At 39.2% G+C, this 25,421-nt stretch carries 24 protein-coding genes; 14 read left to right on the top strand and 10 right to left on the bottom strand.

Features of this window, described 5'->3' with window-relative positions:
• Positions 1-12 precede the first annotated feature (12 nt).
• The 7 genes from H8B21_RS10850 to H8B21_RS10820 all read right to left on the bottom strand — a co-directional run bounded on the left by H8B21_RS10850 (position 13) and on the right by H8B21_RS10820 (position 6,083).
• Positions 13-1,314 (bottom strand): cryptochrome/photolyase family protein, encoded by a 1,302-nt coding sequence (locus H8B21_RS10850; protein ID WP_190313766.1) that lies wholly within the window; start codon positions 1,312-1,314, stop codon positions 13-15.
• Positions 1,298-2,002, bottom strand: coding sequence for a lycopene cyclase domain-containing protein (locus H8B21_RS10845; protein WP_190313765.1), 705 nt, complete (start codon positions 2,000-2,002; stop codon positions 1,298-1,300). The genes H8B21_RS10850 and H8B21_RS10845 overlap by 17 nt, the downstream gene beginning before the upstream one ends.
• Positions 2,002-2,457 carry a sterol desaturase family protein gene (locus tag H8B21_RS10840; protein WP_223814964.1) on the bottom strand — a complete coding sequence of 152 codons (456 nt, stop codon included), beginning with the start codon at positions 2,455-2,457 and terminating at the stop codon, positions 2,002-2,004. Before H8B21_RS10840 ends, H8B21_RS10845 begins: the two co-directional genes overlap by 1 nt.
• The gene (locus tag H8B21_RS10835) at positions 2,454-3,290 is read right to left on the bottom strand and encodes a phytoene/squalene synthase family protein (RefSeq protein ID WP_190313764.1); all 837 of its coding nucleotides are present in this window, start codon (positions 3,288-3,290) and stop codon (positions 2,454-2,456) included. Before H8B21_RS10835 ends, H8B21_RS10840 begins: the two co-directional genes overlap by 4 nt.
• A gap of 6 nt (positions 3,291-3,296) precedes the next feature.
• The gene (locus tag H8B21_RS10830) at positions 3,297-4,766 is read right to left on the bottom strand and encodes a phytoene desaturase family protein (RefSeq protein ID WP_190313763.1); all 1,470 of its coding nucleotides are present in this window, start codon (positions 4,764-4,766) and stop codon (positions 3,297-3,299) included.
• A gap of 3 nt (positions 4,767-4,769) precedes the next feature.
• Positions 4,770-5,435 carry a MarR family winged helix-turn-helix transcriptional regulator gene (locus H8B21_RS10825; protein ID WP_190313762.1) on the bottom strand — a complete coding sequence of 222 codons (666 nt, stop codon included), beginning with the start codon at positions 5,433-5,435 and terminating at the stop codon, positions 4,770-4,772.
• A 174-nt stretch (positions 5,436-5,609) separates the two neighbouring features.
• Positions 5,610-6,083 (bottom strand): hypothetical protein, encoded by a 474-nt coding sequence (locus H8B21_RS10820; RefSeq protein ID WP_190313761.1) that lies wholly within the window; start codon positions 6,081-6,083, stop codon positions 5,610-5,612.
• Positions 6,084-6,214: 131 nt separating this feature from the next.
• Here H8B21_RS10820 and H8B21_RS10815 point away from each other — a divergent pair, with 131 nt between their 5' ends.
• The 9 genes from H8B21_RS10815 (at position 6,215) to H8B21_RS10775 (ending at position 17,038) form a co-directional block, all read left to right on the top strand.
• Complete coding sequence (locus H8B21_RS10815) at positions 6,215-7,186, top strand: TolB family protein (protein WP_190313760.1); 972 nt, start codon at positions 6,215-6,217, stop codon at positions 7,184-7,186.
• A 16-nt stretch (positions 7,187-7,202) separates the two neighbouring features.
• Complete coding sequence (locus H8B21_RS10810) at positions 7,203-7,808, top strand: hypothetical protein (RefSeq protein ID WP_190313759.1); 606 nt, start codon at positions 7,203-7,205, stop codon at positions 7,806-7,808.
• A gap of 49 nt (positions 7,809-7,857) precedes the next feature.
• On the top strand, positions 7,858-9,885 hold the full coding sequence (locus H8B21_RS10805; protein WP_190313758.1) for a tetratricopeptide repeat-containing sensor histidine kinase: 2,028 nt from the start codon (positions 7,858-7,860) through the stop codon (positions 9,883-9,885).
• Positions 9,878-10,498, top strand: a complete 621-nt coding sequence (locus H8B21_RS10800; RefSeq protein WP_190313757.1) for a response regulator transcription factor — start codon at positions 9,878-9,880, stop codon at positions 10,496-10,498. The genes H8B21_RS10805 and H8B21_RS10800 overlap by 8 nt, the downstream gene beginning before the upstream one ends.
• A gap of 78 nt (positions 10,499-10,576) precedes the next feature.
• Positions 10,577-11,698: a vWA domain-containing protein gene (locus H8B21_RS10795; RefSeq protein WP_190313756.1), complete on the top strand. Its 1,122-nt coding sequence runs from the start codon at positions 10,577-10,579 to the stop codon at positions 11,696-11,698.
• Between the two features lie 67 nt (positions 11,699-11,765).
• The gene (locus H8B21_RS10790) at positions 11,766-13,229 is read left to right on the top strand and encodes a sigma 54-interacting transcriptional regulator (protein WP_190313755.1); all 1,464 of its coding nucleotides are present in this window, start codon (positions 11,766-11,768) and stop codon (positions 13,227-13,229) included.
• Positions 13,230-13,281: 52 nt separating this feature from the next.
• Entirely contained in the window at positions 13,282-14,472 is a 1,191-nt protein-coding gene (locus H8B21_RS10785; protein ID WP_190313754.1) for a hypothetical protein, read from the top strand.
• A gap of 48 nt (positions 14,473-14,520) precedes the next feature.
• On the top strand, positions 14,521-15,390 hold the full coding sequence (locus H8B21_RS20810; RefSeq protein WP_190313753.1) for a helix-turn-helix domain-containing protein: 870 nt from the start codon (positions 14,521-14,523) through the stop codon (positions 15,388-15,390).
• 145 nt (positions 15,391-15,535) lie between these two features.
• Entirely contained in the window at positions 15,536-17,038 is a 1,503-nt protein-coding gene (locus H8B21_RS10775; protein ID WP_190313752.1) for an acyl-CoA dehydrogenase family protein, read from the top strand.
• Positions 17,039-17,041: 3 nt separating this feature from the next.
• On the opposite strand, the gene H8B21_RS10770 is transcribed toward H8B21_RS10775, so the two are convergent.
• A complete protein-coding gene (locus tag H8B21_RS10770; protein WP_190313751.1) occupies positions 17,042-17,488 on the bottom strand; it encodes a GNAT family N-acetyltransferase in 447 nt (148 codons plus the stop codon).
• A gap of 78 nt (positions 17,489-17,566) precedes the next feature.
• On the opposite strand from H8B21_RS10770, the gene mgrA reads away from it, so the two are divergent.
• Together mgrA and H8B21_RS10760 are read left to right on the top strand one after the other, a co-directional pair.
• Entirely contained in the window at positions 17,567-18,598 is a 1,032-nt protein-coding gene (mgrA, locus tag H8B21_RS10765; protein WP_190313750.1) for an L-glyceraldehyde 3-phosphate reductase, read from the top strand.
• A 24-nt stretch (positions 18,599-18,622) separates the two neighbouring features.
• Entirely contained in the window at positions 18,623-19,171 is a 549-nt protein-coding gene (locus H8B21_RS10760) for an AAA family ATPase (RefSeq protein WP_190313749.1), read from the top strand.
• Positions 19,172-19,196: 25 nt separating this feature from the next.
• Here H8B21_RS10760 and H8B21_RS10755 read toward each other — a convergent pair whose 3' ends face one another.
• A complete protein-coding gene (locus H8B21_RS10755) occupies positions 19,197-19,814 on the bottom strand; it encodes an MCP four helix bundle domain-containing protein (protein WP_190313748.1) in 618 nt (205 codons plus the stop codon).
• Between the two features lie 229 nt (positions 19,815-20,043).
• On the opposite strand from H8B21_RS10755, the gene H8B21_RS10750 reads away from it, so the two are divergent.
• From H8B21_RS10750 to H8B21_RS10740, 3 genes are read left to right on the top strand one after another with little or no spacing between them, the layout of a single operon-like run.
• The gene (locus H8B21_RS10750) at positions 20,044-20,742 is read left to right on the top strand and encodes a type 1 glutamine amidotransferase domain-containing protein (RefSeq protein WP_190313747.1); all 699 of its coding nucleotides are present in this window, start codon (positions 20,044-20,046) and stop codon (positions 20,740-20,742) included.
• A 27-nt stretch (positions 20,743-20,769) separates the two neighbouring features.
• A complete protein-coding gene (locus tag H8B21_RS10745) occupies positions 20,770-21,708 on the top strand; it encodes an NAD-dependent epimerase/dehydratase family protein (protein ID WP_190313746.1) in 939 nt (312 codons plus the stop codon).
• 39 nt (positions 21,709-21,747) lie between these two features.
• Complete coding sequence (locus tag H8B21_RS10740) at positions 21,748-22,659, top strand: helix-turn-helix domain-containing protein (RefSeq protein WP_190313745.1); 912 nt, start codon at positions 21,748-21,750, stop codon at positions 22,657-22,659.
• 45 nt (positions 22,660-22,704) lie between these two features.
• Here the strand turns inward: H8B21_RS10740 and H8B21_RS10735 are convergent, their stop codons facing one another.
• On the bottom strand, positions 22,705-25,074 hold the full coding sequence (locus tag H8B21_RS10735; RefSeq protein WP_190313744.1) for a TonB-dependent receptor domain-containing protein: 2,370 nt from the start codon (positions 25,072-25,074) through the stop codon (positions 22,705-22,707).
• Between the last annotated feature and the right edge of the window lie 347 nt (positions 25,075-25,421).

The raw sequence follows: 25,421 nt of genomic DNA, 5'->3' as shown, positions 1-25,421 counted from the left end.
GTTCTGGATAGTTCATTTTAACGCTTCTCCATATACGCGCAGCGCTCTGTCTCTTGCAAAGCTGTGTTCAACTATTGGTGGAGGATAAGCATCGGTTCCGAACTCCGGCAACCATTTTTTTATATATTCTAAATTTTTATCGAATTTTTCTATCTGGGTAGTAGGATTAAAGACCCGAAAATAAGGCGCGGCATCGCAACCTGATCCCGCTGCCCATTGCCAATTGCCGTTGTTAGCTGACAAGTCGTAATCGTTAAGCTTGCCAGCAAAGTAGTTTTCACCCCAACGCCAATCTATAAGCAGATGTTTACATAAAAAACTGGCAGCAACCATCCTTGCACGATTATGCATATACCCCGTTTCATTGAGTTGTCGCATACCTGCATCCACCATTGGAAAGCCCGTTTTACCAGCACACCATTTTTCAAATTCCGTTTCGTCATTCTGCCATTTAATATGATCATATTGCTTTTTGAACGACTCCTGTTCAACGGCTGGGAAATGATAAAGGATTTGCATAAAAAACTCCCTCCAGATAAGTTCGGACAGCCAGATTTGATTGTGCTTGATAGCAAAAGCTACACACTTTCGAATGCTTATTGTGCCAAATCGTAAAGCAATGCCTAATTGCGTTGTTTTTTGCAGAGCAGGATAATCCCGAAATTTGTCGTACTGATCAATGATACCCGCTTTTAACGTAGGATTCTCAAAAACCATATCTGTCTTCCCAAACCCAATATCATCTAAAGAAATAATTTCCGAAAAAGATTGAGGATAAAGATTTTCTAATTTTATGTTATACGACTTATAGTGTTCAACCTTTAATTTTTCCCTCCACTTTTTGGCATAAGGTGTGTATATTGTATAAGGCGAGCTATCGTTTTTTACGATATCGTTTTTGTCAAAAATCGCCTGATCTTTGCATGCTTGAAAACGAATGTCACGTTCATTTAAAAAATTATATATTTCTGTATCGCGCCGGATAGCACTAGGTTCATAATCCCTATTGCAAAAAACGGTTTGGATCTCAAATTCATCGACCAGCATTTTAAAGATATCAAGTGGGGATCCGTAAAAGGTTTTGAGAGCAGAACCCCGTGATTTTAAAAGCATATTGATCTGTGTAAGTACCTGATGGATATAATCTACCCGCCTATCATTTTTATTGGTCAATCTATCCAATATATTTTGATCGAAAATAAAAATAGGCAAAACAGGAAATTCTGAAGAAAGAGCCTGATATAAGCCTACGTTATCCGTTAAGCGTAAATCTCTACGAAACCAAAAAAGAGAAATTTTATTTTTTGCCACCATATTGTTTACGTTGAAATAGTTTGAAAAAATAGAGAACCAACAAAAACTGTTTGTAACCATAAACAGCGTCTTCAATGGGAATCGTCAGGATTCTTATTCCTAAAAAATCAGCAGGGTTATAGTTTACAATTGGCGCATCTAGCCCTGTGCCGGTTAGGATACCATTAACCGGAAAAAAACCTAACAATAATACGGTGAATATCAACGATGCTTTGCCAATCCAATCCACTCGGGCAATAAGATGTAAATACACGAGTGTGGCTATGGCGGTGATTGCTGTTACAAGGGTGTATATTTTATCATCGTTCAATAAGGCTGTAACAGATAATATAATCACACTCACAAAGACAATGATGTTATTAAAAGCACTGAGCCACGCTAAATGGAAAAATTTGTCGATGCAGAAATAAGTGAAGATGCAGGAAAAAGGAATACAGAAAAAAAATAGCCATTCTTCAATAGGTAATCCCGCCAATATGATTCCCAACGTATAATCATTGTTGAACCACCAAACACCCTTAGCAGTAAACCAGATATCCCAAGCGATAAAAGGGATCGCAACTACGATACTTGCAAGCAGAAATGTGCCGAAGTGTTTATGAAACCGGATTCTCTTGTCAAAAGATGCGATAAAGCAAATAATGATCGTAAAGAAGTTAATCAATAGATAAGTATAGGGCTGTAACATTATTTTTTATTGAAGTACATTTTAAAATATTTAACCGGTACCCATAAAAATCCAAAACATTCACCATGTTCCTTTCCTATGTGTTTGTGATGTTGCTTATGCGCTCTTCTGATGGATAGCAAATATGGATTCTTGGTATCTCTCAAAATACTTATACGTTGATGTATAAATATATCATGTACAAAAAAATAAGCCATGCCATATAACGTAATACCAACTCCTACATAAAATAAATAATTATATCCAGCCTCCGCTCCAAAGTACATTAGTGCGATAGCAGGCGTTGCAAATATGAAAAAGAACCAGTCGTTTCGCTCTAATGGGCCATCGTGGCCATGGTCGTGATGGTCTTTATGTAAACTCCAAAGAAGACCGTGCATAATATATTTATGGATAAGCCAGGTAGCGCCTTCCATTAATATAAAAACCATGAGTATAATTACAAAATTCATCATAGTAATGCCATTTTATAACGTACGTAACTTGTGAGTGCAACGAATGCTTTTTGAGCATTCGGAATTCTGATCCTATTTTCCAAGATTTCCGCAGATGATTTCTTTTTAATCTTGCGAAATAACGATAGATAGTATTTATAAGCTAAATACACACCAAACATGGACGAAGTAGGGAGTTTCTTAATGCCGATGAGAGCTTCCTTAAATTCCGATTCTATGTCATGCTCGATCTGACCCTTTACACCATTGTCAAATGCACACATGTCAATATTAGGGAAATAAGTGCGTCCTAATGTTTGATAATCATCTTTCAAATCTCTTAAAAAGTTCACTTTCTGAAATGCCGAACCAAGCTTCATGGCATGGGGCTTCAACTCTTCGTATTGCTTTTTATCGCCTTCGATAAATACCTGCAAGCACATCAAGCCCACCACCTCGGCAGATCCGTAGATATAATCCTTGTACAGTTCCGAGTTGTAATCCATTTTTTGTAGATCCATTTCCATGCTGTGAAGAAACTGCTTGATGAGCGCTTTGTCAATGTGGTATTTATTAACCACTTCCTGGAATGATTGTAAAATAGGGTTTAGTGCAATACCTTCCGCTAACGCAACATCGGTTTCTATTCTGAGCCTATCGAGTAATTTTTTTTTGTCATAACCGTGAAAACTATCCACAATTTCATCTGCCAATCTTACATATCCATAAATAGCGTAAACTGCTCGGCGGATCGTAGGACTCAAGGCTAAGATGCCTAACGAAAAACTGGTACTGTATTTTTCAGTCGTTTTTTTACTTACTTCGTAAGCTAACTCATCAAATAATCTTTTCATAGCTTTTTATTTTAGGTGGTGGATTTCGTTGGCCGCTATTTTTCCCGAGATAATAGAGGGAGGTACTCCTGGTCCAGGAACTGTCAATTGACCAGTATAAAACAAATTGCTTATCTTTTTATTTCTAATTTTGGGTTTCCATACAGCTGTTTGCTTTAAGGTATTGGCGAGACCGTAGGCATTACCACCATAGGCATTATAATCCGCTACAAAATCACTTACACAATAACTTTTCTTGTAATCAATTTTCGAAAACAAATTATTTGTGCGTGTATGCTGCTCTACTCTTAAAAGCATTTCTTGCAAGTATTTTTCCCTTATTTCTTCTCCGTCGTCGATCCCGGTGGCCAATGGCATGAGTAAAAACAGATTCTCACAGTTTTTCGGAGCAACATTTACATCTGTTTTTGAGGGACAACAAGCATAAAACAATGGTTTTTCCGGCCATTTTTTTTCACTATAAATGCAGTCAATATGCTCGTCCAGATCATTTTCAAAAAATAGGGTATGGTGCTTTAGGTTCGGGATGGATTCATTGATTCCTAAATAATATATCAGGCAGGAGGGAGTAAAAGTACGCTGCTGCCAATATTTTTCGTCATAGTTCCTAAATTCTTTGGGCAAAAGTTTTTCTGTATGATGATAATCGGATGAAGCAATGACTGCGTCAAATTCGTAATGTTTTCCATTGATAGCAAGTGACGTTATTTTTCCGTCTGCTACATTTATTTTTTCTACGGTATGATCGAAATGAAAAACTGCTCCTTCATTTTCCGATACATTTTGCATCGCTAATACCAATTGATAAAAGCCACCTATAGGATAATGAGTCCCCAAGGCGTATCCTCCATAATTCATTAAACTATATAATGCAGGGATATTTTTAGGAGAAGCCCCCAGAAATATCACAGGAAATTCCATTAAAGCCCTCAATTTTTTATCGGTAAAATATTTAGCGACATACGTCCTGAAATTTGTTAGTAAATCAAGTTTGAAGGCGCTTTTGGCAATTTTTGGCGAGATAAACTCTAACCAGTTGTGACATGGCTTATTAACAAAATCCTGCATACCGACTTCATATTTGAATTTTGCAGATTGCATAAATCTTTCTAATTGATGATCTGCTCCAATCTCTATTCGTCCAAATAGGTCTTTTAAATCTTCGTATCGTTGGGGAATGGAAATTTTATCGTCGGTAAAAATCATCTCAAATTGAGGATTTAAGGAAATCAATTCAAAGAAATCAGCGATTTTGTGTCCAAAATCAGCAAAGAAGTTTTCTATAATGTCCGGCATCCAATACCAACTTGGCCCCATATCGAAAACATAACCCTGTTCCGTGGAAAATTGTCTCGCCCTACCCCCGGGTTGGGGATGTTTCTCAAAGACATGCACCTCGTTTCCTGCTTTTGCCACGTACGCCGCAGCAGACATCCCTGAAAAACCAGAACCTATTATGGCTATTTTCTTACTCATTTTTTACATTTTATCCGATAAATATTCTCTCGTTACACTATCCAGCAATTCGGGATTCTCGATATTTCGCAGAAAGATAGGTTTGTGAAAATGATCCAATTTGTCCAAGAGCCTTATCAATTCCATCTTCTCTAAATGATTCAAGTTTCCTGTCACGATGGAAGTCGCTTGTCGTATTTTATCCATCTGTTTTTCCAATACCTTTATGCCGGAGGCTGTAATATTGATTATCTTACTTCTTTTATCCGTTTCTGATTTTTTTTGTACTATCCAACCCTGTGCGATAAGCCGATTGATGATTTGCATACCTGTGGGTTTATCTTGAATGTTTTTTTTGATCAGTTCCATTTTTGTCATGGAACCAAAGGCTTGAAGATTGATGAGATAAATAAACTCTTCCTGTGTAGAAAATTCGGAATTATGCATAGCAGATTTGGAATAGGTCTTTGCGTAACGATTCATGTGTACAATCAGTGTATTAATAACACTTTCTGGACTGCGTCCGTTTTCTTTACCTTCCCAGTCTGGCTCATCTATGACGTTTTCCTGGACGCGTATTTCATCATAAATCCAATGTTTGAATCCCGATATATCTGCTGTATAGTTTTTATTTTCCATCTCAAACTTTTCAACTAGGTTTATAATATCCCTTAGAAGTATATAGTTCATTATAGTATATTTTAATACTTTAACTCTGTTAATTAGAACGTAAATATACTTTATTAGTTTTGATAAAGAACTTTTTTATACTATTTTTTTAATAAGGATAAAAAAAATAGCCCTATAAGGGCTATAAGATCCGCAATGGAAGAATTAGGGGATTTCGCAATAATTTGCTGGTCTTTAGTTGTCACAACCAATCGGTGTATACAACAATGTATAGTCTGCAGCCTTGTCAGTCTCCTGTACGCCGGTGCTGGTGTTGACCTTTAGTGGTTTTTGAGCTAATTGATCGGACGTAAACTTAAACGCCACCTCCATCGAATCTTTCATACCTTCTTGCATGTAATGCCATACCGCATTGATTTCATCTCCAGAAATAATTCCGACCAACGTTCCTTTACGACTGTCTTTTTCTTTTGGTATCCAATTCATCTCACCTTCCACCTTATTAGTATTTACAGTTAATCTAACCGTTGTTGTATCCTGCTGGTCCGCTCCCTCTGTTCGGATGAAACAATGTGATTTCTGCTCTGGTTTGTTGTTTACGGTTGCCTCTATCGTATCTTGGTGAATCCGTTTTGACTCCTCGCTGTTCCGATTCGTGTTACCTGTGCATGAAGCTAGCGCGATAACACATAATATAAAATATTTCATCTGTATAAGTAGTTTGTTGTTGTAATACTTTACAATAGTAGTGCCGCTAATTTAAAAACCCTTGTTTTCGTGGATTGAATGCTTTTGCATTCTCCCGTAACTTTGAGAGTAGATATTTTAAAGATGAAGATATGAAAAAGTTAGCTGCATCGATATTGATCACGATTTGTTTTCTTTTTGTTGGATGCTCCAAGGATGAAAACAACGGGGAAGGCAATCCTGACGGAAGCTATCCGTCCGAAATGAAAGGAACAATCTATTACGACTGGGCAACGGAAGGTATTCTAAAAATAAGTTTACCGGACGGTACGGGGAGTTCTTTTATTCCGAATGACTCGAAACTCAACAACTTTGATATTTCACGGGACGGAAAGACGAAACTGACGGTTGTGAATGCCAGCACTTTAGGACAATATGATGTCCGGTTCACAATCAGTGACATCAATAACGGTAACGTCATAGAGGAGTTTATATACAACAGCCCTGAGGGGAATAGCTACTGTCAGGGCTATCTGTCCCCGGATAACAGCTTAATTCTGGTAACCTCCAACGATAGAGAGGATGGTATTACGATTCTAAAGAGAAACGGTGAGTTCGTGACACGTATTGTAGACATTAATGGAGAGCGGCTTGGTTTTAACGAAGCACGTCTTTGGTTGCCTGACAATAACATCGTCATTACCCATGGTAAATATATTATCCGGATTGCTCCTCCTTACAGTTCCGGAACATTAATAAAGGAAATGGATTATGAAGATTGGGACGAATTGACGGTTAATCAGGCAGGAACACAACTCGCTTTGCACATCGCAAATCACATTTACACGATGGATATTGATGGTTCCAATTTAAAACAAGTGACCACCAGTAATTTTAAGGAATCTGTACCTCAGTTTTCCCCTGATGGAAAATACCTGTTGGTAGGTAGCGAATATAAGCAAACGGGGCCATTTGGTTACATGTGGTATATGAAGATTATTCCAAATGACGGAAAGCAGTATAATGTAGATCCAATCGAACCCAACTCGCCGGGCGTTATCCCCGTCATTGTCAACGGTCAGGATCGTATTGCCGCAGCAGGTGGACAAATGGTATGGAGATAATTTAAATGAGATAGCAATGAAGAAAATAATATTATTCATGGTATCCATCCTGTGTTTAGGATGTACCAAAGAAGATAACCAAGCTCAGGAAGGCGAAGATTTTAACAGCCTTTACGGTGGCATACCCTACAAAGGAACAGTTCAAGGCAGTATTTCATTGGATGGGGGAAATGAACTGGATCTTTCGGGAGAGGGAAGTATCGCCCTTATCGAAGATACGCAAGATTCGGTGTCAATTGTTTTTCTGTCAGATATAGAAGATTTGGGTGAGATCAATATTAAAATACGTGGAAAATTCGATCAGAAGTCTTTTTATATGGGAAATGAAAATCCCGATATTTATTTTAAGGTTGTTGATCAGATTATAAATGGAAAATTCGTTTCCGAAATGCAAGAGATGGATTTCGATGGGAAATTGGAGCGAGAACTTGGACAAATGAAAATGATCGCCATATTCAAACAGGAGACGGAGAGCTTTCCCAAAGGAACGAGATTGGAGCTTGATTTCGATACCAGGCGTGAGGTCACAGAAAATGATGACGACGGATCCGGCTGTCAAATGCGTATGGTTCCGATATGGGGACCTAATGGTATGACCATGGGGATGGTTCCCGATTGTTAGTTTGCGTATTTATCCGTAATTTCAAAAACAATCAGTGATTACATTTCACATGACACAGAAACTCGGATTGCTTGTTTATTGGCTTTTTATCATAACGCAAGGGTTTAGCCAATCTAAAGATGAACTAAATCAGCATAGCGATAGCTTGTATCGACAACTTCAGCAGATAAAAGACCATGAAGAAAAAGCTCATGCGCTGTTTGATTTAAGTTTTTTTTGGTCAGACTACGATACAACTAAAGCGTTTTCGTTTATACGCGATGCTGAAACAGTATTAGGGCAAACAGGCAATTCCATATACTATCGGGGAGTGAAAAGCTTTTATCGTGCAGCAGTGTATTTTGAGGCCGATCCTGATAAAGCCAAACAAAATTATATGGAAGCGGAGAACTTCCTTAAAAACGTAAACGCAGAAAAACGTACGGAAGCTTCACGCTACCGTGCACGTTTATGGGGAAGCTACGGGGCTTTATTGCAACGCGAAGGTAAAGCATATGAATATGTTGAAATTCTAATAGAAAAAGTCATACCCTTAGCTAAAGATATCGGAGACTCTTCCTTAATGGGAAATAATTTCCAAAATGTCGCGATGAATCTGATGAATTTGGGAGATTATGAAAAAGCGGATGAATATTATGAAAAAGCGCTGCAGTTACTTAAAGGGAAGAAAGAGGCATTGGAAGTGCGTTTTACACTTTTTATCAATGTAGCACGTAATGCTTTGCTCTATAAAAATTACCATAAATCGGGTGACTTTTTAGATAGCGCTGCGGTATTGGCCGTCCAGATTCCGCGCTCTGCCTATATCCCGATATACCATTCCGTTTCGGGAAGTCATTGGGCAGCGATAAAAAATTATGAGAAAGCACATGCACATTTCGAAAGCGGGCTCTCCGCAGCAAAAATGCAGAACAATGACGATTTAGTCGCTACGTTACTTTTTGACCAATTTGCGGCCTACCAAGCGAATAACCAATACGCTCCCGCAAAGAAAAAGTTGCTGGAGGTATTGCCCTATGTACGGCAAAAATCCTCTTTGCGAAATAAGCAAATGGTATACTATAATCTAGCTACTACCGCCACTGAATTACGCCAATACCAAGAGGCGGTCAAATGGTATGAAGCATATAAAAATGTGTCCGATACCCTTTTTTCTGATAAGAGCCAAGAACAAATCCATGAGCTGGAAAAGAAATACCAGACGGCTGAAAAAGAGAAAGCATTTCTTCAAATAAAGACCGAAAACCAAAAACAGCAACTTTCCTTACAAAATACACGTATGCTGGCGGGTGCTCTGTTGCTAACCAGTATTATATTAGGTGTGGTCAGCTATATTTGGTATAACGCGCTGAAAAACAAAAAAAAGTTAGCGGCACAAAAAGAATTGCTGTTGCAGGAGGAACTAAAAAATCACCGTCAGCAAGAAAAGCTGAACCTGTATCATGCGATGCTGCAAGGGCAGGAACGTGAACGTAGTCGAATAGCCAGAGACTTGCACGACGGCTTAGGCGGCATGTTGGCAAGTGTTAAACTGAAATTATCTGCAGTTGCTACAAATGTTGACAAACAAGAGATCAATAAGGAGTCCAACATGGAATTATATACCATTATCAATCAATTAGACCATTCGGTTAACGAACTACGCCGAGTGGCGCGTAACATGATGCCCGAGTCCTTATTGTACATGGGGCTTGAAGCCGCTTTGCAGGACCTATGCAATGCGATGAGCAATGCTGAATTAAAGGTTGATTTTCAGTCATCAAATTTGAACGACAATTATCCGCAACCTTTTCAGATCGCTGTATATCGTATTGTACAGGAATTGTTAACCAACGCGGTAAAACACAGCGGAGCTTCGCAAGTTTGGGTACAATGTAGCCAAGACGGCGGGAAATTTTTTATCTCTGTAGAAGACAACGGACGAGGATTTGACGTCAAAAATGATCTGTTTGAAAAAGAAGGAATTGGGATTTCCAACATCCGCAACCGCGTAGAAATATTAAATGGGCAATTGGAGATCGATGCGGCGGCAGGTAGAGGTGCGTCGTTTCACATTCAACTTGATATATATGGATAAAGTTATCTCTGTTATCATTATCGACGACCACCCGTTGGTGCTAAATGGGTTTGAGTTTATTTTAAATAGGAGTACCGATATCCTACTTAAAAAGACGTTCACCCGAGCTAACGATGCTTTGGACTTTTTACAGACCGAACAGATAGACATCGCGCTGATGGATATTAATATGCCCGATATAAACGGGATTGACGCTACCGAACTTATCCAGAAGTCATACCCGAATACACGGATCATTGCCATTAGTAACCTAAACGAAGGAAGTATTGCTTCGCGCATGATGCAGGCCGGCGCAGCCGGTTATCTGCTAAAGAATGTGTCCGCAGAAGAATTGATCGACGCCATACAAGCCGTCTATCAAGGAGAGCAAGTGTTGAGCAAAGAAATGAGCGAAGTATTGTCTGATAAACGGGATACCGTGCCTAAAATAACAGAAAGGGAGCGAGAAGTACTTGCTTTAATGGCTAAAGGATATACGACGCCAAAGATCGGCGAACTCATGTTTATCAGCCCGCTGACAGTGGAAAGCCACCGGCGGAATCTCCTGCAGAAGTTCCGCGTGAGCAATTCGGTATCGTTGATCCATAAAGCCACGGAAATGAAGTTTATTTGAACACTTCGTGCGCATCTATTTTAAATATTCTTACTTTTTTCAGACGCGATAAAGATTATTATATCGTAAATTTATCATATGAAGAAAGCGGAAAGAAATAAAGGGTTTGTCTTCAAGCAATTTGAAGAGCCCTTTCAGACGCCTTTTGACAAGTTATTTGATATTTTCAAAGAGCTCGTCACCCATACTTCCGGTGACTTTGACGAAGCCATTGATTGGTTACGGGAACTGGATAAGGAATTCAAGTTGACCACCCCGGAATATACGATAGACGATTTTATTGAAGATCTGAAGAATAAGGGGTATATTGTGGAGCGTATCGGTTTTGGTGGAGAAGGCGGTACCGACCTCACTTCTAAGATGGAGAAAGCCCTCCGACAAAACGCCCTCGATCAGATTTTTGGCAAGATGCGCAAAGGTAAGTCCGGGAATCATAAAACCAACTACCAAGGGCATAGTGATGAGAACACGGGAGATTTTAGAGACTATCAATATGGGGATAGCCTAGAGAAAATATCCGTGACCGAGAGTTTGAAAAATGCGCAGATTAATCATGGAATAGGGGATTTCAGTTTGTCAGAGAATGATCTAGTTATAGAGGATACGCAGTTCAAATCACAGATGAGTACGGTGCTGATGATTGATATCAGCCATAGCATGATTCTATACGGGGAAGACCGGATTACGCCAGCGAAGAAAGTCGCCATGGCGTTGTCCGAACTTATCCTTACACGCTACCCCAAAGATTCGCTGGATGTTATCGTCTTTGGCAACGATGCTTGGCCTATAGCGATCAAAGATCTGCCGTACTTGCAGGTTGGCCCGTTTCATACCAACACCGTTGCCGGTGTGCAGCTAGCTATGGACATACTCCGGCGGAAGCGGCACGCAAATAAGCAAATATTTATGATTACGGATGGTAAACCCAGCTGCTTGAACATGCCAGATGGTACATATTATAAAAACCCTATGGGCTTAGATCCTTTTATTACCAGCAAATGCTACAGCGTGGCTGCACAGGCACGAAAGTTGGGGATACCTATTACAACATTTATGATTACTGCTGATCCCTATCTGCAGGAATTTGTCGATGAATTTACCGCGTCGAATCGGGGTAAAGCCTACTATACCGGACTGGGAGACTTAGGCGAGATGATTTTCGAAGATTATGAAGAAAATCGCAAAAAGAGAATCCGGTAAACATTGGTTTAAGAACATTTAGAATAACGATTTTTCGCGCGCTCATGCGCGTCTTTAAAAAGAATATATGGATTATACGAATATTAAAACTTTTGGAGAATTAAAGAAAGCAGGTTATACACCCAAAACGATAAAAGAAGAGTTACGCCAAAATTTGGTAACAATGATACAGAAGGGTGAAACAGTTTTTGAAGGTGTCCACGGCTACGAAGATACCGTTATCCCAGAATTGGAACGCGCTATTCTTTCCAAACACAATATCAATTTGCTGGGACTTCGTGGTCAGGCGAAGACCCGATTGGCGCGGCTAATGGTCAATTTGTTGGATGAATACGTCCCCGTCGTGGAGGGATCGGAAATCAACGATGATCCGTATAATCCCATATCGCGTTATGCTGTCGAATTACTGCGCGATAAAGCGGATGACACACCCATCAGCTGGCTTCATAGGAGCGAGCGTTTTGCAGAGAAACTGGCGACCCCGGATGTAACCGTAGCCGATCTGATCGGTGATGTTGATCCCATCAAAGCGGCGAATCTGCGGCTGAGCTATGCCGACGATCGCGTAATCCATTTTGGAATGATACCTCGGGCGAACCGTTCGATATTTGTAATCAACGAACTGCCAGATTTGCAAGCCAGAATTCAAGTGGCGCTCTTCAATATATTGCAGGAGGGCGATATACAAATACGAGGATTCAAATTACGTCTGCCGTTGGATGTACAGTTTGTGTTTACAGCCAATCCGGAGGACTATACCAATCGGGGAAGTATCGTAACCCCATTGAAAGACCGCATAGGATCGCAGATTTTGACACATTACCCTACTTCGGTAGCGGTGGCCAAAACAATTACGGCACAGGAAGCGGATCTGGAAGCTGGACAAAAAGAACAGATCTATGTGCCAGAATTAGCGCGTGAAATCTTGGAGCAGATCAGTTTCGAAGCCCGGAATAGCGAATATATCGATACGAAAAGTGGCGTCAGTGCGCGCATGAGTATCACCGCATTCCAGAATCTGCTGAGTACAGCAGAACTGCGTATGTTGCGGAATGGTGATACGTCGACTACAGTACGGCTAAGCGATTTTATGGGGATCGTGCCGGCTATAACTGGAAAAGTGGAACTGGTGTACGAAGGTGAGCAGGAGGGAGCGGCATCGGTCGCTATACAGCTGATCGAAAATGCTATAAAGACGTTATTTCCCACCTTATTCCCCAAAATTGAAAAACTGGAAAAGGAAAACGAACGATATCCATACGATGAAATTGTACGCTGGTTCTCGGATTCGGACGGTATCGAATTGCCGGATGATCTCACGGATGCGGATTATCAGCAAGCATTGGATCAAGTAGAGCCTATCCGTGCATTGATACGGCAGTATCAACCAGATACCAAACCGGAAGATATCTATTTTCTAAGTGAATTGGTGCTTTGGGGATTGACTTTATACAATAAATTAAGTAAATATAGGTTGGATAATGGGTTGCAGTTTCAAGATAGTTTCCAAGGTTATCTTCGGAATATATAGAAATTGCCTCTGTTTTGAAACTTTTCGATATTCGTTATTCTAATATATTGGTATGTTAAACCATAAGCAGACAATAGCGACTTTACTTTTTCTAGTGATTAGTTTTGCGTCTTTTTCTCAAGTTTACGACCGCAAGCTGGAAAACCACAAGCAAAAAATTAAAGAAGCTTTTTTTCGATTTCTCCCGGAAATAACGGACAAATTATCCGATTCAACACTCACGGTTGAACAGCAATATGCTTTATTTGATCCGATGGTTGATTTTACAGATAAAGAAAGCGCCACGACCACGGCATTACGTAAAAAATATTTACGGGAAATTCCACAACCACTGAAAGGTCTATTGGCTATACCCTTTGATAGTGTACAGAACCGTGATTTAATAACGATGCTAAGCAATCCGAAATTTACAACGGTTACGTTATCGCAGTGCTATAAACCTGTCGAAATTGGCAACTTGATACATGGTTTAATACAACCGGGTATTTATCAAGCTGCGGGAATTGGGATGACAGAAGCGAGTATTCCCTATACATTTGGTCAGCAAATTTTTGCAACGAACGTAGAAGATGACAAATGGCAAATCTGGGTTGTCAATAGAGCCTATGCGTTACGGTTCGATTTAGATCTCAGTACGATGATAGTAAGCGATTTGTTGTACACGGCACCAAATATGCCGGAATATCTGCAACTTCAACTTCCTTTTATCCCTTATGCACAACGTTTTGAGATAGATGCGCTTTATCAAGACATGACTGAGGTTCGTTGGAATACGTATACGGTCGATCTCTTACGCGGAGCGGATGCGCATGCATGGCGAGATACAGTCAATCAACGTCTCAGCACATTTTATACAGAACATCAGGCACGTTTTTCCAACGTACGAAATGGGATACTTAACGACCTTGAAAAAGGTGTTGCCCTTGGAGCAGACTGGGAAGAGCTCAGTAATCTACCCACGGAAGAAGAAGAAAGGTTAAAAGAAGCATTGCCGTCAAATATCATACAACCCGATGAAGCCGCGCACTATCTATTTTCCGTTACCAACGGTATGTTTCCTTTCAATCAAGATATTAATGAAATCGGGAAAAATGCGATGTGCGGTTTTCGACATTATATACGTAGTACAGTGAACGACGATACATATATCCTGCAATCTAAAGGGTATTCTATCGCGTTTGAATATACGTGGAATATCAAAACTGGTGATTTCTCAATGATCCGGGTCTTCCGGAAGAAATAGGTTTACTAAATTTATATGTAGGACGTAAGTGGAATACAAGGAAAAGGTATGGAAAAGAATCAAATAAACGCAGACGAGTTTGTTTCCAAGTTCATGGACGGCAGCGTCGATCACCTGACCTACATCCAAACACCGATTAAGATATTTTCATTAAAGGATATAGCGCCCTATCTAAAAATACCTATTCCTCCGATTTTTTTTGGCTATAATCTGTTGATTTATATCACCGAGGGATATTTCACGCAGCAAATTGAATCGACAACTTTTATGGTTCAGGCTCCGGCCGTGTTAATTTGTAACTATGGACATATATCCGCCATCCATTCGGTTGATAAGTCTGCACAAGGCTATTGTGTCTTGATTAAAGAACAGGCCATGACATCCTTGTTCAGAGAGCAGGAAATCTTAAATATCTTTACGATTTCCCCCTTACTTAATCTAGTGGAGTCCGACAGCCAAGAGTTGAACATACTGCTTGATCTATTGTATAAAGAGATCTATAACGAATTACCTTACAAAGAACTGTATGAAAGTATTTTCAAGACGGTTATTTTGAAGATAATCAAATTGTCTGAGGCAAATAGGTCATTAGAACGTCGGCAAGAAATTGCCATTGCTTTCAAACAATTGGTACATCTACATTTTAAAAAACATAAAGCGGTTGATTTTTATGCAGATCGACTGGCCGTATCGATCAATTACCTCAATCGATGTGTTTCTTCTGTATTTAAAAAATCGTCAAAGGAACTCATCTTGGAGGTTACGATTATTTATAGTCAACTTTTATTATTGGAGACCAGTAAAAGCGTGGCGACCATCGCCTATGAGTTAGATTTCGCTGATCCTTCTTATTTTGCGCGCCTTTTCAAAAAGATTGTGGGTATATCACCTTCCGACTATCGGAAAAATGTTAAGTGATTTAAAATAGTGATATGCACGTTTTGTCCTATATATTGTCCAAGTCCTCATGGTCTTTTTTTTCCTAACTACTTAATTTTGTTTCAAGTTGCTTAAGTCTTTTTATAGACAGCACCAACGGATATTTAAGAAAAATAGGATTGACATGAACGCAGTAAGAGAACAGATTGACTTTAACACGTATATTACCGATTTCAGAAAGCACCTAAAGCATTTGTTTCGTGAAGAATTTGATTATAATGCAATGAGTCTTCATCGGGACCTTCCGGCCGACTTTCTTTCCGAGATCATGAGAAAAAAGCCTTTGGCAGTTGCGGTTCCGGCACTGTATGGGGGGCGGGGTGTTTCTGTTAAAGAATGTTTGAGTGTTCTTTCAGCAGCGTCTTATGAATCATTGGCACTTTCCCTGATGTTCGGGATCAATATCGCGTTGTTCTTAGAGCCCCTGGCAAAATATGGAAATTATTCTGTTCAAGAGCGCGTGTTTAAGCAATTTATCGAAAACAATGCTATGGGTGGGCTGATGATCACGGAAAAAGCTTATGGAAGCGATGCGTTGAACATGAAAACAGCTTACCAACAGGTAGGAAACGGTTACCATATTAAAGGACAAAAGCATTGGCAAGGCTTGAGTGGTGCAGCAGACTTTTGGTTAGTAACTGCTCGCAAATTTAACGCAAATGGTGATTTAGCCAGAGATATCGATTTCTTTGTTACGGATAATAGTGTACCTGAACAACATATTCCGATGGTACACCGTTATAATAACCTTGGATTATATGCGATTCCCTACGGTATCAATGAGATCGATGTTGTAGTACCCGAGGAACAGAAGCTACTGCCAGAAAGTACTGGGATCAAATTGATGTTAGATATGCTCCACCGCAGTAGGTTACAATTCCCTGGTATGGGTATGGGGTTCATTAAAAGGTTATTAGACGAATCGTTGCAACACTGTCAGACAAGAATAGTAGGTGGTGTTCCGTTATCAAATCTTGATTCCGTAAAATACCAGCTGGCAAGAATTCAGGCAGCTTATACCATCTGTTCGGGCATGTGCGCATTTAGTGTGGAACAAAGCGGCATTGAGCACAATCTAGCAGCACTTAGTATTGAAGCCAATACGTTAAAGGCGCTGGTAACCGACCTGATGCAAGAATCGGCACAGGTTAGCCTACAACTGGCCGGTGCGAATGGGTTTCGCTTAGATCACGTGGCAGGTAGAGCTACCGTTGATAGCCGGCCATTTCAGATTTTCGAAGGCTCCAATGAGATGTTGTATGCGCAGATTGCAGAGGGTATACTTAAATTGATGCGTAAAGTAAAAGAGGACAACTTATTAAGATTCTTAATTGCCTACAACCGTACGAACTTAAGTGCAGACTTCTTTCGGACGTATTTAGACTTTAATATCGATGGCGCAATAAAACAACGTGATTTGGTAACGCTTGGCAGTATGATCGCTCGGGTAATCAGTTTCCAATTTGTTCTCATATTGGACGGATTTAATAAGCAACTGGTTGAAATTACACGTCAATATATCCTTAGAGATTTAGCGATGTTCAATGGACAACTGAATTCTAAAAACGATGCTGATCCTGTATTGGATTATGAGACTAATTCTGATTGGGCTACTTTTTTAGTATAAAAGCTATATTTTGACCATTTCTATATGCGGTATTCCATCTTCGTCGTAAGGTTCTCCTGTTTCTATAAAGCCTAATGCGTTATAAAATTTTTTCAAATATGTTTGTGCTCCTATACGGATAGTTGAACTTCCAAAAAGCTCTTCACAAGATGCGATGGAATTTTCCATAAGCTGTTTCCCTAATGTCAACCTTCTGAAATCAGATCCAACCACTACTCTTCCGATAGAGGCTTCGTCATAAGATACGCCTGGTGGAAGAAGTCTTGTATATCCGGCAAGATGATCGTTTACAAAACACATCAGATGATAACTATTTTGATCTTTATCATCTATATCCTGATAAGCACAATGCTGTTCTACAACAAAAACCTCACTTCGTAGCTTCAATATTTGATAAAGTTCCGTCGTATTCAGTTCTGTAAATGCTTTAATAAAAAATTCAATTCTCATAGTAATCGTATATAGATTGCTGTCTATTGTGGTATATTAGCGTACGATAACGGACGAACAAAAAAATAAATCGAAGATATGCATTATACTCCAAATCCAGATAGATACCAGCAAATGGTATATAATAAATGCGGCAACAGCGGTTTGAAATTACCCGCGATATCGTTGGGCCTATGGCATAATTTCGGTGACGACAAACCCCACCGTATCAAACAGCAGATTTGCCGGACGGCATTTGATCTGGGGATTACCCATTTTGACCTTGCAAATAACTACGGCCCACCTCCAGGAACGGCAGAATTAGCTTTCGGTAGGATATTAAAAGAAGACTTTGCAGGTCTGCGTGATGAGCTTATTATTTCTACAAAAGCGGGTTACGATATGTGGCCGGGACCATATGGCGAATGGGGAAGCAAAAAATACCTTATAGCAAGCTGTGATCAAAGTCTTAAACGAATGGGGCTTGAATACGTTGACATTTTCTATTCCCACCGTTTTGACCCCAATACGCCGCTGGAGGAAACAATGCAAGCGCTGGATCAGATTGTACGATCCGGTAAGGCATTATATGTAGGGCTTTCTTCCTACAATAGTAAACGTACGAAAGAAGCCGTCGCTATACTTAACGATCTCGGAACGCCATGTCTTATACATCAACCAAGTTACTCTATGCTTAATCGTTGGATTGAAGATGACGGTCTAATCGATACACTTGATGAACTTGGCTTAGGCTCGATTGTCTTTTCTCCGCTTGCCCAAGGCATGCTCACTACAAAATATCTAAAGGATATACCCGAAGGCAGCCGTGCAAGTCAACATAAGTCGTTAAATCCGAATTTTCTAAGCAATGAAAACCTGGAAAAGGTAAGAGCACTCAACGCCATTGCTGAAAGCCGCAGCCAAACACTTGCACAGATGGCGATTGCTTGGGTTCTCAAAAAAAGACGGATTACTTCAGCCCTTATCGGAGCCAGTAGGCCAGAGCAGGTTATGGATTGCGTAGGCGCTATAAATAATCTTGATTTTACCGAAGCCGAACTTACGGAAATAGATCGTTTTGCAACGGATGGCGGGCTGAATATCTGGGCGAGATCGGCAGAACTCGATTAAGATTTTGGTAATAAGACCCAGTGAATGAGAAAAAACAATTTTCATATAATTAGCGGTGGTCCAGGGGTCGGGAAAACAACACTTATAAATGAACTTAGACAAGCAGGTTTTTTAACGGCTGAAGAAGAGGCGAGAAGAATTATTAAAAATCAGTTAGCGATTGGTGGTGACGGTTTGCCCTGGAGAAACAAAGTCTTATATGCTCAATTGATGTTCGACGCATCTGTAAGGATCTTTGAGAAAATCAAAAATGACAATTTTACTGGACCCATATATTTTGATCGAGGGATTTTAGATACAGTTTGCTATATGAATATGGAAAATATTCCTGTATCCAGGGAAGCGGTGGACGTTATCCATACATACATGTATAATAAAAATGTCTTTATCCTTCCTCCGTGGAAAGAGATCTACGAAACGGATAATGAGCGGAAGCAATCTTGGAACGAGGCTTTATTCACCTTTAATAAAATGAAAGAAACCTATTTAGAATATGGTTACAACGTAATTGAAGTCCCTAGAGTTTCAGTTTTAGAGAGACGACAATTTGTGGTCGAGAAAACTAAAACGTGAGGTTTTACGGAATTTTTCGCATACGTTAATTCATGTTTTCGCGTGTCGGCTTTCTGGCGCCTATGATTGTCTTCGAAGCAAATACGAGCATTTGGATGATTACGGCGATGATGATCAGAATCGCCAACTCTAAATAGGATAGTATGTTTGAGAAATTAGTCATATTTAGTACCTCGTCTAGTTGATTTTTTCCTTCCTCTACTTGTATCGAGGAAAGTGTTTGCAACGTTTCCCCGGCTTCGTGAGCAGCCAATAGTGCTGAAGTATGGTTGCCAATTTTGTTGTTTAAGGATATAGTCTGACACAGTTGTTTGAAAATATCAAAATTAGCTTTTTCCATTTCCGTAAGTATCGTCTTTTCGTATAATTCATTTAGTGCGGTTACGTCCGCTAGATGGTTGTTTATCTGTATAGTCACGTCATCTTTCTCCTTTTCCAAAACGGCGATGATGCTATCTATTTGTTTTGATAGTCGAAGAATATATTGTGCTACTACCAGTCGATCTTCATAGATGGAAGTAACTGCAGCGCTTATCCGTGTGGCGATTCGTTGTTCACGCATATTGGTCAACATAACCAGGCCAATCACACCGAATAACAGTATCGCCGCCGTCATTTTCTGTTTAATCGCAAATGTCCACATAATCTTCAATTTAACGATACAATGTGCTGGGTTTATAAAGCAGGCAATTTAAGGAATTATTTATTGTTCTTCCCCGTCTTCACAAAATTTAACGTGTTGACTTATCTGTTATTTTGCCGATAAGCATGGAAGCTGGTTAGAAGGCAGAGATTTTGTTACAACTTACTTCGATAGGGCTACATCTGCTTTGATTTTTATTATGAATTTTGTAATACTAAAAAATAGCATTATGGGCATTTTGAAAATTCTAATCATTGTGACAAACATCAATACCTATGCCATTGGAAATCTGGAAACAGGTTTGTGGTTAAGTGAACTGACACATTTGTATCACGAAGCAAAAGAAAAGGGCTATGAAATTACCATTGCGAGTCCGAACGGTGGAAACGTACCCATTGATCCCGAAAGTCTAAAAAGATTTACGCTTGACGAGGTTTCTAAACAGTATTGGAACGATATGTCATTTCGCGCGTTATTGGAAAATAGCAAAAGTTTGAACGAAGTAGAAAGCGAATCATTTGACTTGGTTTATTTAGCTGGCGGACATGGCACGATGTACGATTTTCCCGATAATGAGACAATGCAGTCCATTATCAGAAATCAATACGAAGCGGGTAGCATGATAGGTGCGATCTGCCATGGTGTTGGCGGCTTGTTGAATGTAAAATTATCCAACGGTGACTATCTAATAAAAGATAAAAAAATCACGGGTTTTAATTGGTTTGAAGAAAGTCTTGCCAAACGAAAAAAGGAAGTTCCGTTTAATCTGGAAGCCGGTCTAATAGAAAGAGGTTCTGATTATAGGAAAGCATTTATTCCGATGACATCCAACGTTGTCGTAGATAGAAATCTAATCACCGGACAAAATCCATTCAGCTCTAAAGAAATGGCTAAAGTGATTATGCGGGAATTAGGGAAATTAAAGTAATATAACGACAATTTAAGTAAAAAAGAAATGCAAACAATATTAGGTGCCAATGGTCAGATTGGCGAAGAACTCGCGAGGGAATTAAAAAGAAATTTTACTTCCGACATCCGCATTGTGAGTCGTGGGGCAAAAAAAGTTAACGATACAGACGAAGTCTTTTCGGCAGATTTATCCATTAAAGAAAAAGCTATTGAAGCTGTAAAAGGTAGTGAAATTGCCTATTTTACGTTAGGATTGCCCATCAGTTCGGATTTATGGGAAGAACAGTTTCCGCTTATCCTTCAAAATGTGATTGATGCGTGCAAAGTCAACGGTACGAAATTAGTGTTTTTTGACAACACCTATATGTATCCGCAGGACGACCGCTTGCTGATAGAAGAAACGGTTTTCGATCCGGTAGGAAGAAAGGGACAAGTGAGAAAACAAATGGCAGAAATGGTTTTGAAAGAAATACAGTCGGGCGGATTGGAAGCTGTTATTTGTCGTGCACCAGAGTTCTACGGACCTGGAAAAACGCAAAGTATTACCAATACCTTGATTTTTGACAATATCAAAGAAGGTAAGAAATTGAAAGTACCGATTTGTTCCGATAAAAAAAGAAGTTTGATTTGGACGCCTGATGCCAGCCGGGCAACAGCATTGATCGGTAATACACCTGATGCGTTTGGTCAAACTTGGCATTTGCCGGTAGATGGTAGTCATCCGACTTACAAAGAATTTATTGCTTTGGCATCCGATGTGTATGCAAAAGAATTCAAATATACCGTTGTTCCGAAATTTGCGTTCAAAATTGGTGCTCCATTCAACAAGAGAGTAGGTGAATTGCAGGAATTACTGCCGAGATATGAATATGACAATATCTTTGATGATTCAAAATTCCGAAAACGTTTTCCGGGGTTTCACGTAACCACCTATCGAAAAGGAATTGAGCAGATTAGGGATGAACAACTTCTTCCTAAACAATAAAAACAGTAATTTAGTATGATCAAATGTGAAGATAAAAATATGAGAGCTCCACATAAAGTTTCATCGATTAATGCACTTTATCAGTTTTTAGGATTGAAAAAACCTTCCAATCCGTTGATCAGCGTTTTTAATTTTGATGATGTAAAACTGGAGCCGGAGACTATTTTGAGCACGATAATGACAGATTTCTATGTCGTTGCCTTAAAGAAAGATTGTGCTGGTGGAAAATGTAAATACGGACAGCAGTATTATGATTTTGATGAGGGAATAATGTATTTTATCGCTCCGCATCAGGTGTTGCAATTTGAAGATGTATTGCTTAATGGCGTAAAAGGATTTGTGTTGGTGGTACATCCCGATTTTTTACAAGGTTATTCGTTAGCGTCACAAATCAAAGATTACGGTTATTTTTCTTATAAAAGCAACGAAGCTTTACATGCTTCGGAAAAAGAAGAGAAATCTATAATGGACATTATAGAAAATATCCATAACGAAATAGATACGAATATGGATGGATTTACGCAAGATCTATTGGTTTCCAATATAGATCTCTTGCTTAAATATTGCGACCGCTTCTACAATCGTCAATTTTTGACAAGAAAGAAAGTTAACAATGATTTATTGACAAAACTGGAGGCCTTGCTGGATGATTATTTCAGAAATGATAAGTTGCTAGAAACAGGTGTTCCAAGTGTTCAATTTGTAGCAAATGAATTGCATTTAAGTCCCAACTATTTAAGTGATATGTTGCGCGTACAAACCGGACAAACGACGCAACAGCATATTCAAGATCGTGTTATCGAAAAAGCAAAAGAGCTATTGTCCACCACATCCATGTCCGTTTCTGAAATTGCTTACTACTTAGGTTTTGAGTATCCACGATCTTTCCATCGGTTATTCAAAAATAGAACTTCGAATTCTCCGTTAGCATTTAGAGCTTCGTTTAATTAATTTTCGTATCCGAGATCCGGTTATAATTTGTGTGATCTTTTATTTCTATTGAATCCTTCCACTTTCAATTTCTAAAGCAGATTTTCTTGTGCGCTGTAAGCTTGATTGACCCTTGCTAAATTTATAACTGAAACTAAGTCGGGCCTGTCGAGATTCGAAGTACCCATAGTTACTCGATTGAAAACCGGGAAAACTTTGATTACTCTTGCTTTGGTTTCCTTTGTATATATCATTTACCGCTATCCGAAGCACTGCTTTATCATTCAATAGCGCTTTTTGGATCCCAATATCTACTTGACTAATTGCCTCACTAAAAATATTTGCTCCGCTTAACCTATTCGAATTATAAGAAGCGGAGACCTCTGCTTTCATTTTAAATGGTAGACGAAAGGACTGTAAGAGACTCAATCGCCCAGCGAATTGTTGTAAGCTAAGATTCCTGTATTCATCGAATGATACATCATTTTGGATATAATATATTAAACCATTGAATGATAGATCCCACCATGACTTTGGTGGAAAGTTTTGTGTCAATGCTAAAGACCAATGCTTTTGCGTGCCAACATTTCTGCTGATCATGACTATTTTTTCCGTCTCGAGCGTATCGGTTACCTTAGCGTTAAACTGATCCGAGTAAGCAAAGTTGAAGGTTACAACTGTTGAATTCTTACGAGAATACGATAAAGTAAGACGATGGGTCAACTCTGGATTTAGGAAAGGATTGCCTTGCCAAAAGGACAGTTCATCAAGCATGTATATGAATGGATTCAAGTCTTGATAAGCAGGTCGTTCAATTCGTTTGGCATATGACAACGATAGGTTTTGATTTTCTCCGGGTTGCGTTGTTATAGAGAAAAATGGGAAAAGGTTAGTAAAATCTCTTTTTATTCGATTGTTTTTGTCTAGACCATCCTCTTTGTAGAGTAAGAGTCCCTCTGAGTCGGCGACCTCAAATCTTAAACCTGCTTGAAAAGACCATTGATTTATTGTACGTTTATAATCCAAGTAAGCACTTGAAATCGCTTCGTTAAACTTAAAGTCATTTGACCTTCGGTTGTCTAAACTATCCGCGGTTGGACCAACATGATAAAATCTAGAATCATTGGCGGAACCGACTTGGGAGTATTTTGCGCCGGCCTCGAAAGTTCCCTCCCATAGTTTTGTAGAATAGTCGATCTTAATTCCCTTCATATCAATATCTATTCCGTTTAAAGTACGATATAAGTTGTCCTCAGTTATTCGTCCGTGGACATCTCTATATGTATTTGATTGGAGATTTTTGTTCCATTTATCAAATAATCCATAATCAGCATCAATATTTAAAATATGCCCGAGTGTATCTTCATATCGGTAATTGAAATTAAAGTTATATCGGCTGGTACCCTGTCCGTAATAATCATTTACAGCGTCCAGAGTTTCTTCGATGATGGAGGAAGGTATTGTACTGATGCCGGTTCTGGTATCGGTTATGCCCCCACCAAAAATAAAGTTGCTATTTGCAAGAAAGCCGATCGTGTTTTTATCGTCAATAAAATAATCTATGCCAAATCGAGCTGACATTTTTTGTCTTTTATCAATATCGTCTGTGTGGCTACTATATAATTTCCCATTCTGGGATCTGTCAGAGCCATAAAGATAATTGTAATTTCCGAGTGTGTGATTATAACTCCCAAATACATTCACTTTATCCACTCTGTAGTTCACGGACATATTTTGTAGCTGTTTTGGGCTGACACCATATGCTAACGTGCTGGATATATTTCCGTTTAAGCCTTTAATTTGATTCTTCTTCGTTTTAATGTTTATAATGCCCGCAGAACCCGATGCATCGTACTTTGCTGTGGGACTATTAATGATCTCTATGGCCTTGAGGTCGTTAGACGAAAGTGATTTCAGTAAGTCAGTCAGTTCGTTCTGAGAAAGATATGTCTGTCTTCCATCCAACAATATCTGAACGCCTCCTTTGCCATTCAGTGTAATCGAACTTTCATTTTCGACATATACACCGGGGGCACGTTTAAGCGCTTCCAGGGCAGAAACATCTTGACCGCCAATCGAGTTTTCTACATTATAAGTGATGATGCCTCCGCTAACGTCTATGATGTTCGGCTTTGCCTTGACTTCCACTGCTTTTAGAATATTGTCCAGTTCTAAAAGCTGAATTGTGCCGAGGTCATTGTTATGTACTTCTTTTATCGAACTTTGATATTCTTTATATCCTAGATGCTGGATCTTAACTAAATAGTCGTTACCACTTTTGTCATATCTTAAAATGAATGATCCCAAACTATCTGTTATAGCGGTAGAAATGGTCTTCAATTCTTTATCTTTTAGGGTAACCGTTGCCGAACCAATAGGTTGCGAATCTTTATTAATTACCTTCCCAATGATCTGATAACTAAATGGTTGTCCCAAAGAAATTATCGATAGAAGAGAATAGAATATAAGTAATATACATCGTAAAAAGGCTTTAGTCAAGGTCATGTTCAGCTCTAAAATGAATATAAATATAGGATAAGAAAAAAATAAATACGCAATAAAGCGCATAAAAAGTCTTTTAAAAAGTGCTTTAAAAAATATTAAGTGTTGATATTTAGTTGTTTATAGTTTTTTTGTGGATATTGTTTATCTGTAAATTTTTATGAATATGGCATAAAAATGCATAGGGGTATAAAAATATATAACAGAGTTTTAACTAAGGTCTGTGTTTACTAAAATTTTTTGAACGAAATAATCTACAACGCTGTTCTATTGGAGTAGTT

The sequence above is a fragment of the Sphingobacterium chuzhouense genome (assembly GCF_014692525.1).
GTDB classification, from domain to species: Bacteria; Bacteroidota; Bacteroidia; order Sphingobacteriales; family Sphingobacteriaceae; genus Sphingobacterium; species Sphingobacterium chuzhouense.
The sequence above is the reverse complement of the archived record's forward strand: the minus strand, read 5'-3'. Positions and strand labels throughout refer to the sequence as shown.

Coding starts and splice junctions, on each gene's coding strand:
- H8B21_RS10850 (WP_190313766.1), bottom strand. CDS start 1,314: ATGGTGGCAAAAAATAAAATTTCTCTTTTTTGGTTTCGTAGAGATTTA.
- H8B21_RS10845 (WP_190313765.1), bottom strand. CDS start 2,002: ATGTTACAGCCCTATACTTATCTATTGATTAACTTCTTTACGATCATT.
- H8B21_RS10840 (WP_223814964.1), bottom strand. CDS start 2,457: ATGATGAATTTTGTAATTATACTCATGGTTTTTATATTAATGGAAGGC.
- H8B21_RS10835 (WP_190313764.1), bottom strand. CDS start 3,290: ATGAAAAGATTATTTGATGAGTTAGCTTACGAAGTAAGTAAAAAAACG.
- H8B21_RS10830 (WP_190313763.1), bottom strand. CDS start 4,766: ATGAGTAAGAAAATAGCCATAATAGGTTCTGGTTTTTCAGGGATGTCT.
- H8B21_RS10825 (WP_190313762.1), bottom strand. CDS start 5,435: ATGAACTATATACTTCTAAGGGATATTATAAACCTAGTTGAAAAGTTT.
- H8B21_RS10820 (WP_190313761.1), bottom strand. CDS start 6,083: ATGAAATATTTTATATTATGTGTTATCGCGCTAGCTTCATGCACAGGT.
- H8B21_RS10815 (WP_190313760.1), top strand. CDS start 6,215: ATGAAAAAGTTAGCTGCATCGATATTGATCACGATTTGTTTTCTTTTT.
- H8B21_RS10810 (WP_190313759.1), top strand. CDS start 7,203: ATGAAGAAAATAATATTATTCATGGTATCCATCCTGTGTTTAGGATGT.
- H8B21_RS10805 (WP_190313758.1), top strand. CDS start 7,858: ATGACACAGAAACTCGGATTGCTTGTTTATTGGCTTTTTATCATAACG.
- H8B21_RS10800 (WP_190313757.1), top strand. CDS start 9,878: ATGGATAAAGTTATCTCTGTTATCATTATCGACGACCACCCGTTGGTG.
- H8B21_RS10795 (WP_190313756.1), top strand. CDS start 10,577: ATGAAGAAAGCGGAAAGAAATAAAGGGTTTGTCTTCAAGCAATTTGAA.
- H8B21_RS10790 (WP_190313755.1), top strand. CDS start 11,766: ATGGATTATACGAATATTAAAACTTTTGGAGAATTAAAGAAAGCAGGT.
- H8B21_RS10785 (WP_190313754.1), top strand. CDS start 13,282: ATGTTAAACCATAAGCAGACAATAGCGACTTTACTTTTTCTAGTGATT.
- H8B21_RS20810 (WP_190313753.1), top strand. CDS start 14,521: ATGGAAAAGAATCAAATAAACGCAGACGAGTTTGTTTCCAAGTTCATG.
- H8B21_RS10775 (WP_190313752.1), top strand. CDS start 15,536: ATGAACGCAGTAAGAGAACAGATTGACTTTAACACGTATATTACCGAT.
- H8B21_RS10770 (WP_190313751.1), bottom strand. CDS start 17,488: ATGAGAATTGAATTTTTTATTAAAGCATTTACAGAACTGAATACGACG.
- mgrA (WP_190313750.1), top strand. CDS start 17,567: ATGCATTATACTCCAAATCCAGATAGATACCAGCAAATGGTATATAAT.
- H8B21_RS10760 (WP_190313749.1), top strand. CDS start 18,623: ATGAGAAAAAACAATTTTCATATAATTAGCGGTGGTCCAGGGGTCGGG.
- H8B21_RS10755 (WP_190313748.1), bottom strand. CDS start 19,814: ATGTGGACATTTGCGATTAAACAGAAAATGACGGCGGCGATACTGTTA.
- H8B21_RS10750 (WP_190313747.1), top strand. CDS start 20,044: ATGGGCATTTTGAAAATTCTAATCATTGTGACAAACATCAATACCTAT.
- H8B21_RS10745 (WP_190313746.1), top strand. CDS start 20,770: ATGCAAACAATATTAGGTGCCAATGGTCAGATTGGCGAAGAACTCGCG.
- H8B21_RS10740 (WP_190313745.1), top strand. CDS start 21,748: ATGAGAGCTCCACATAAAGTTTCATCGATTAATGCACTTTATCAGTTT.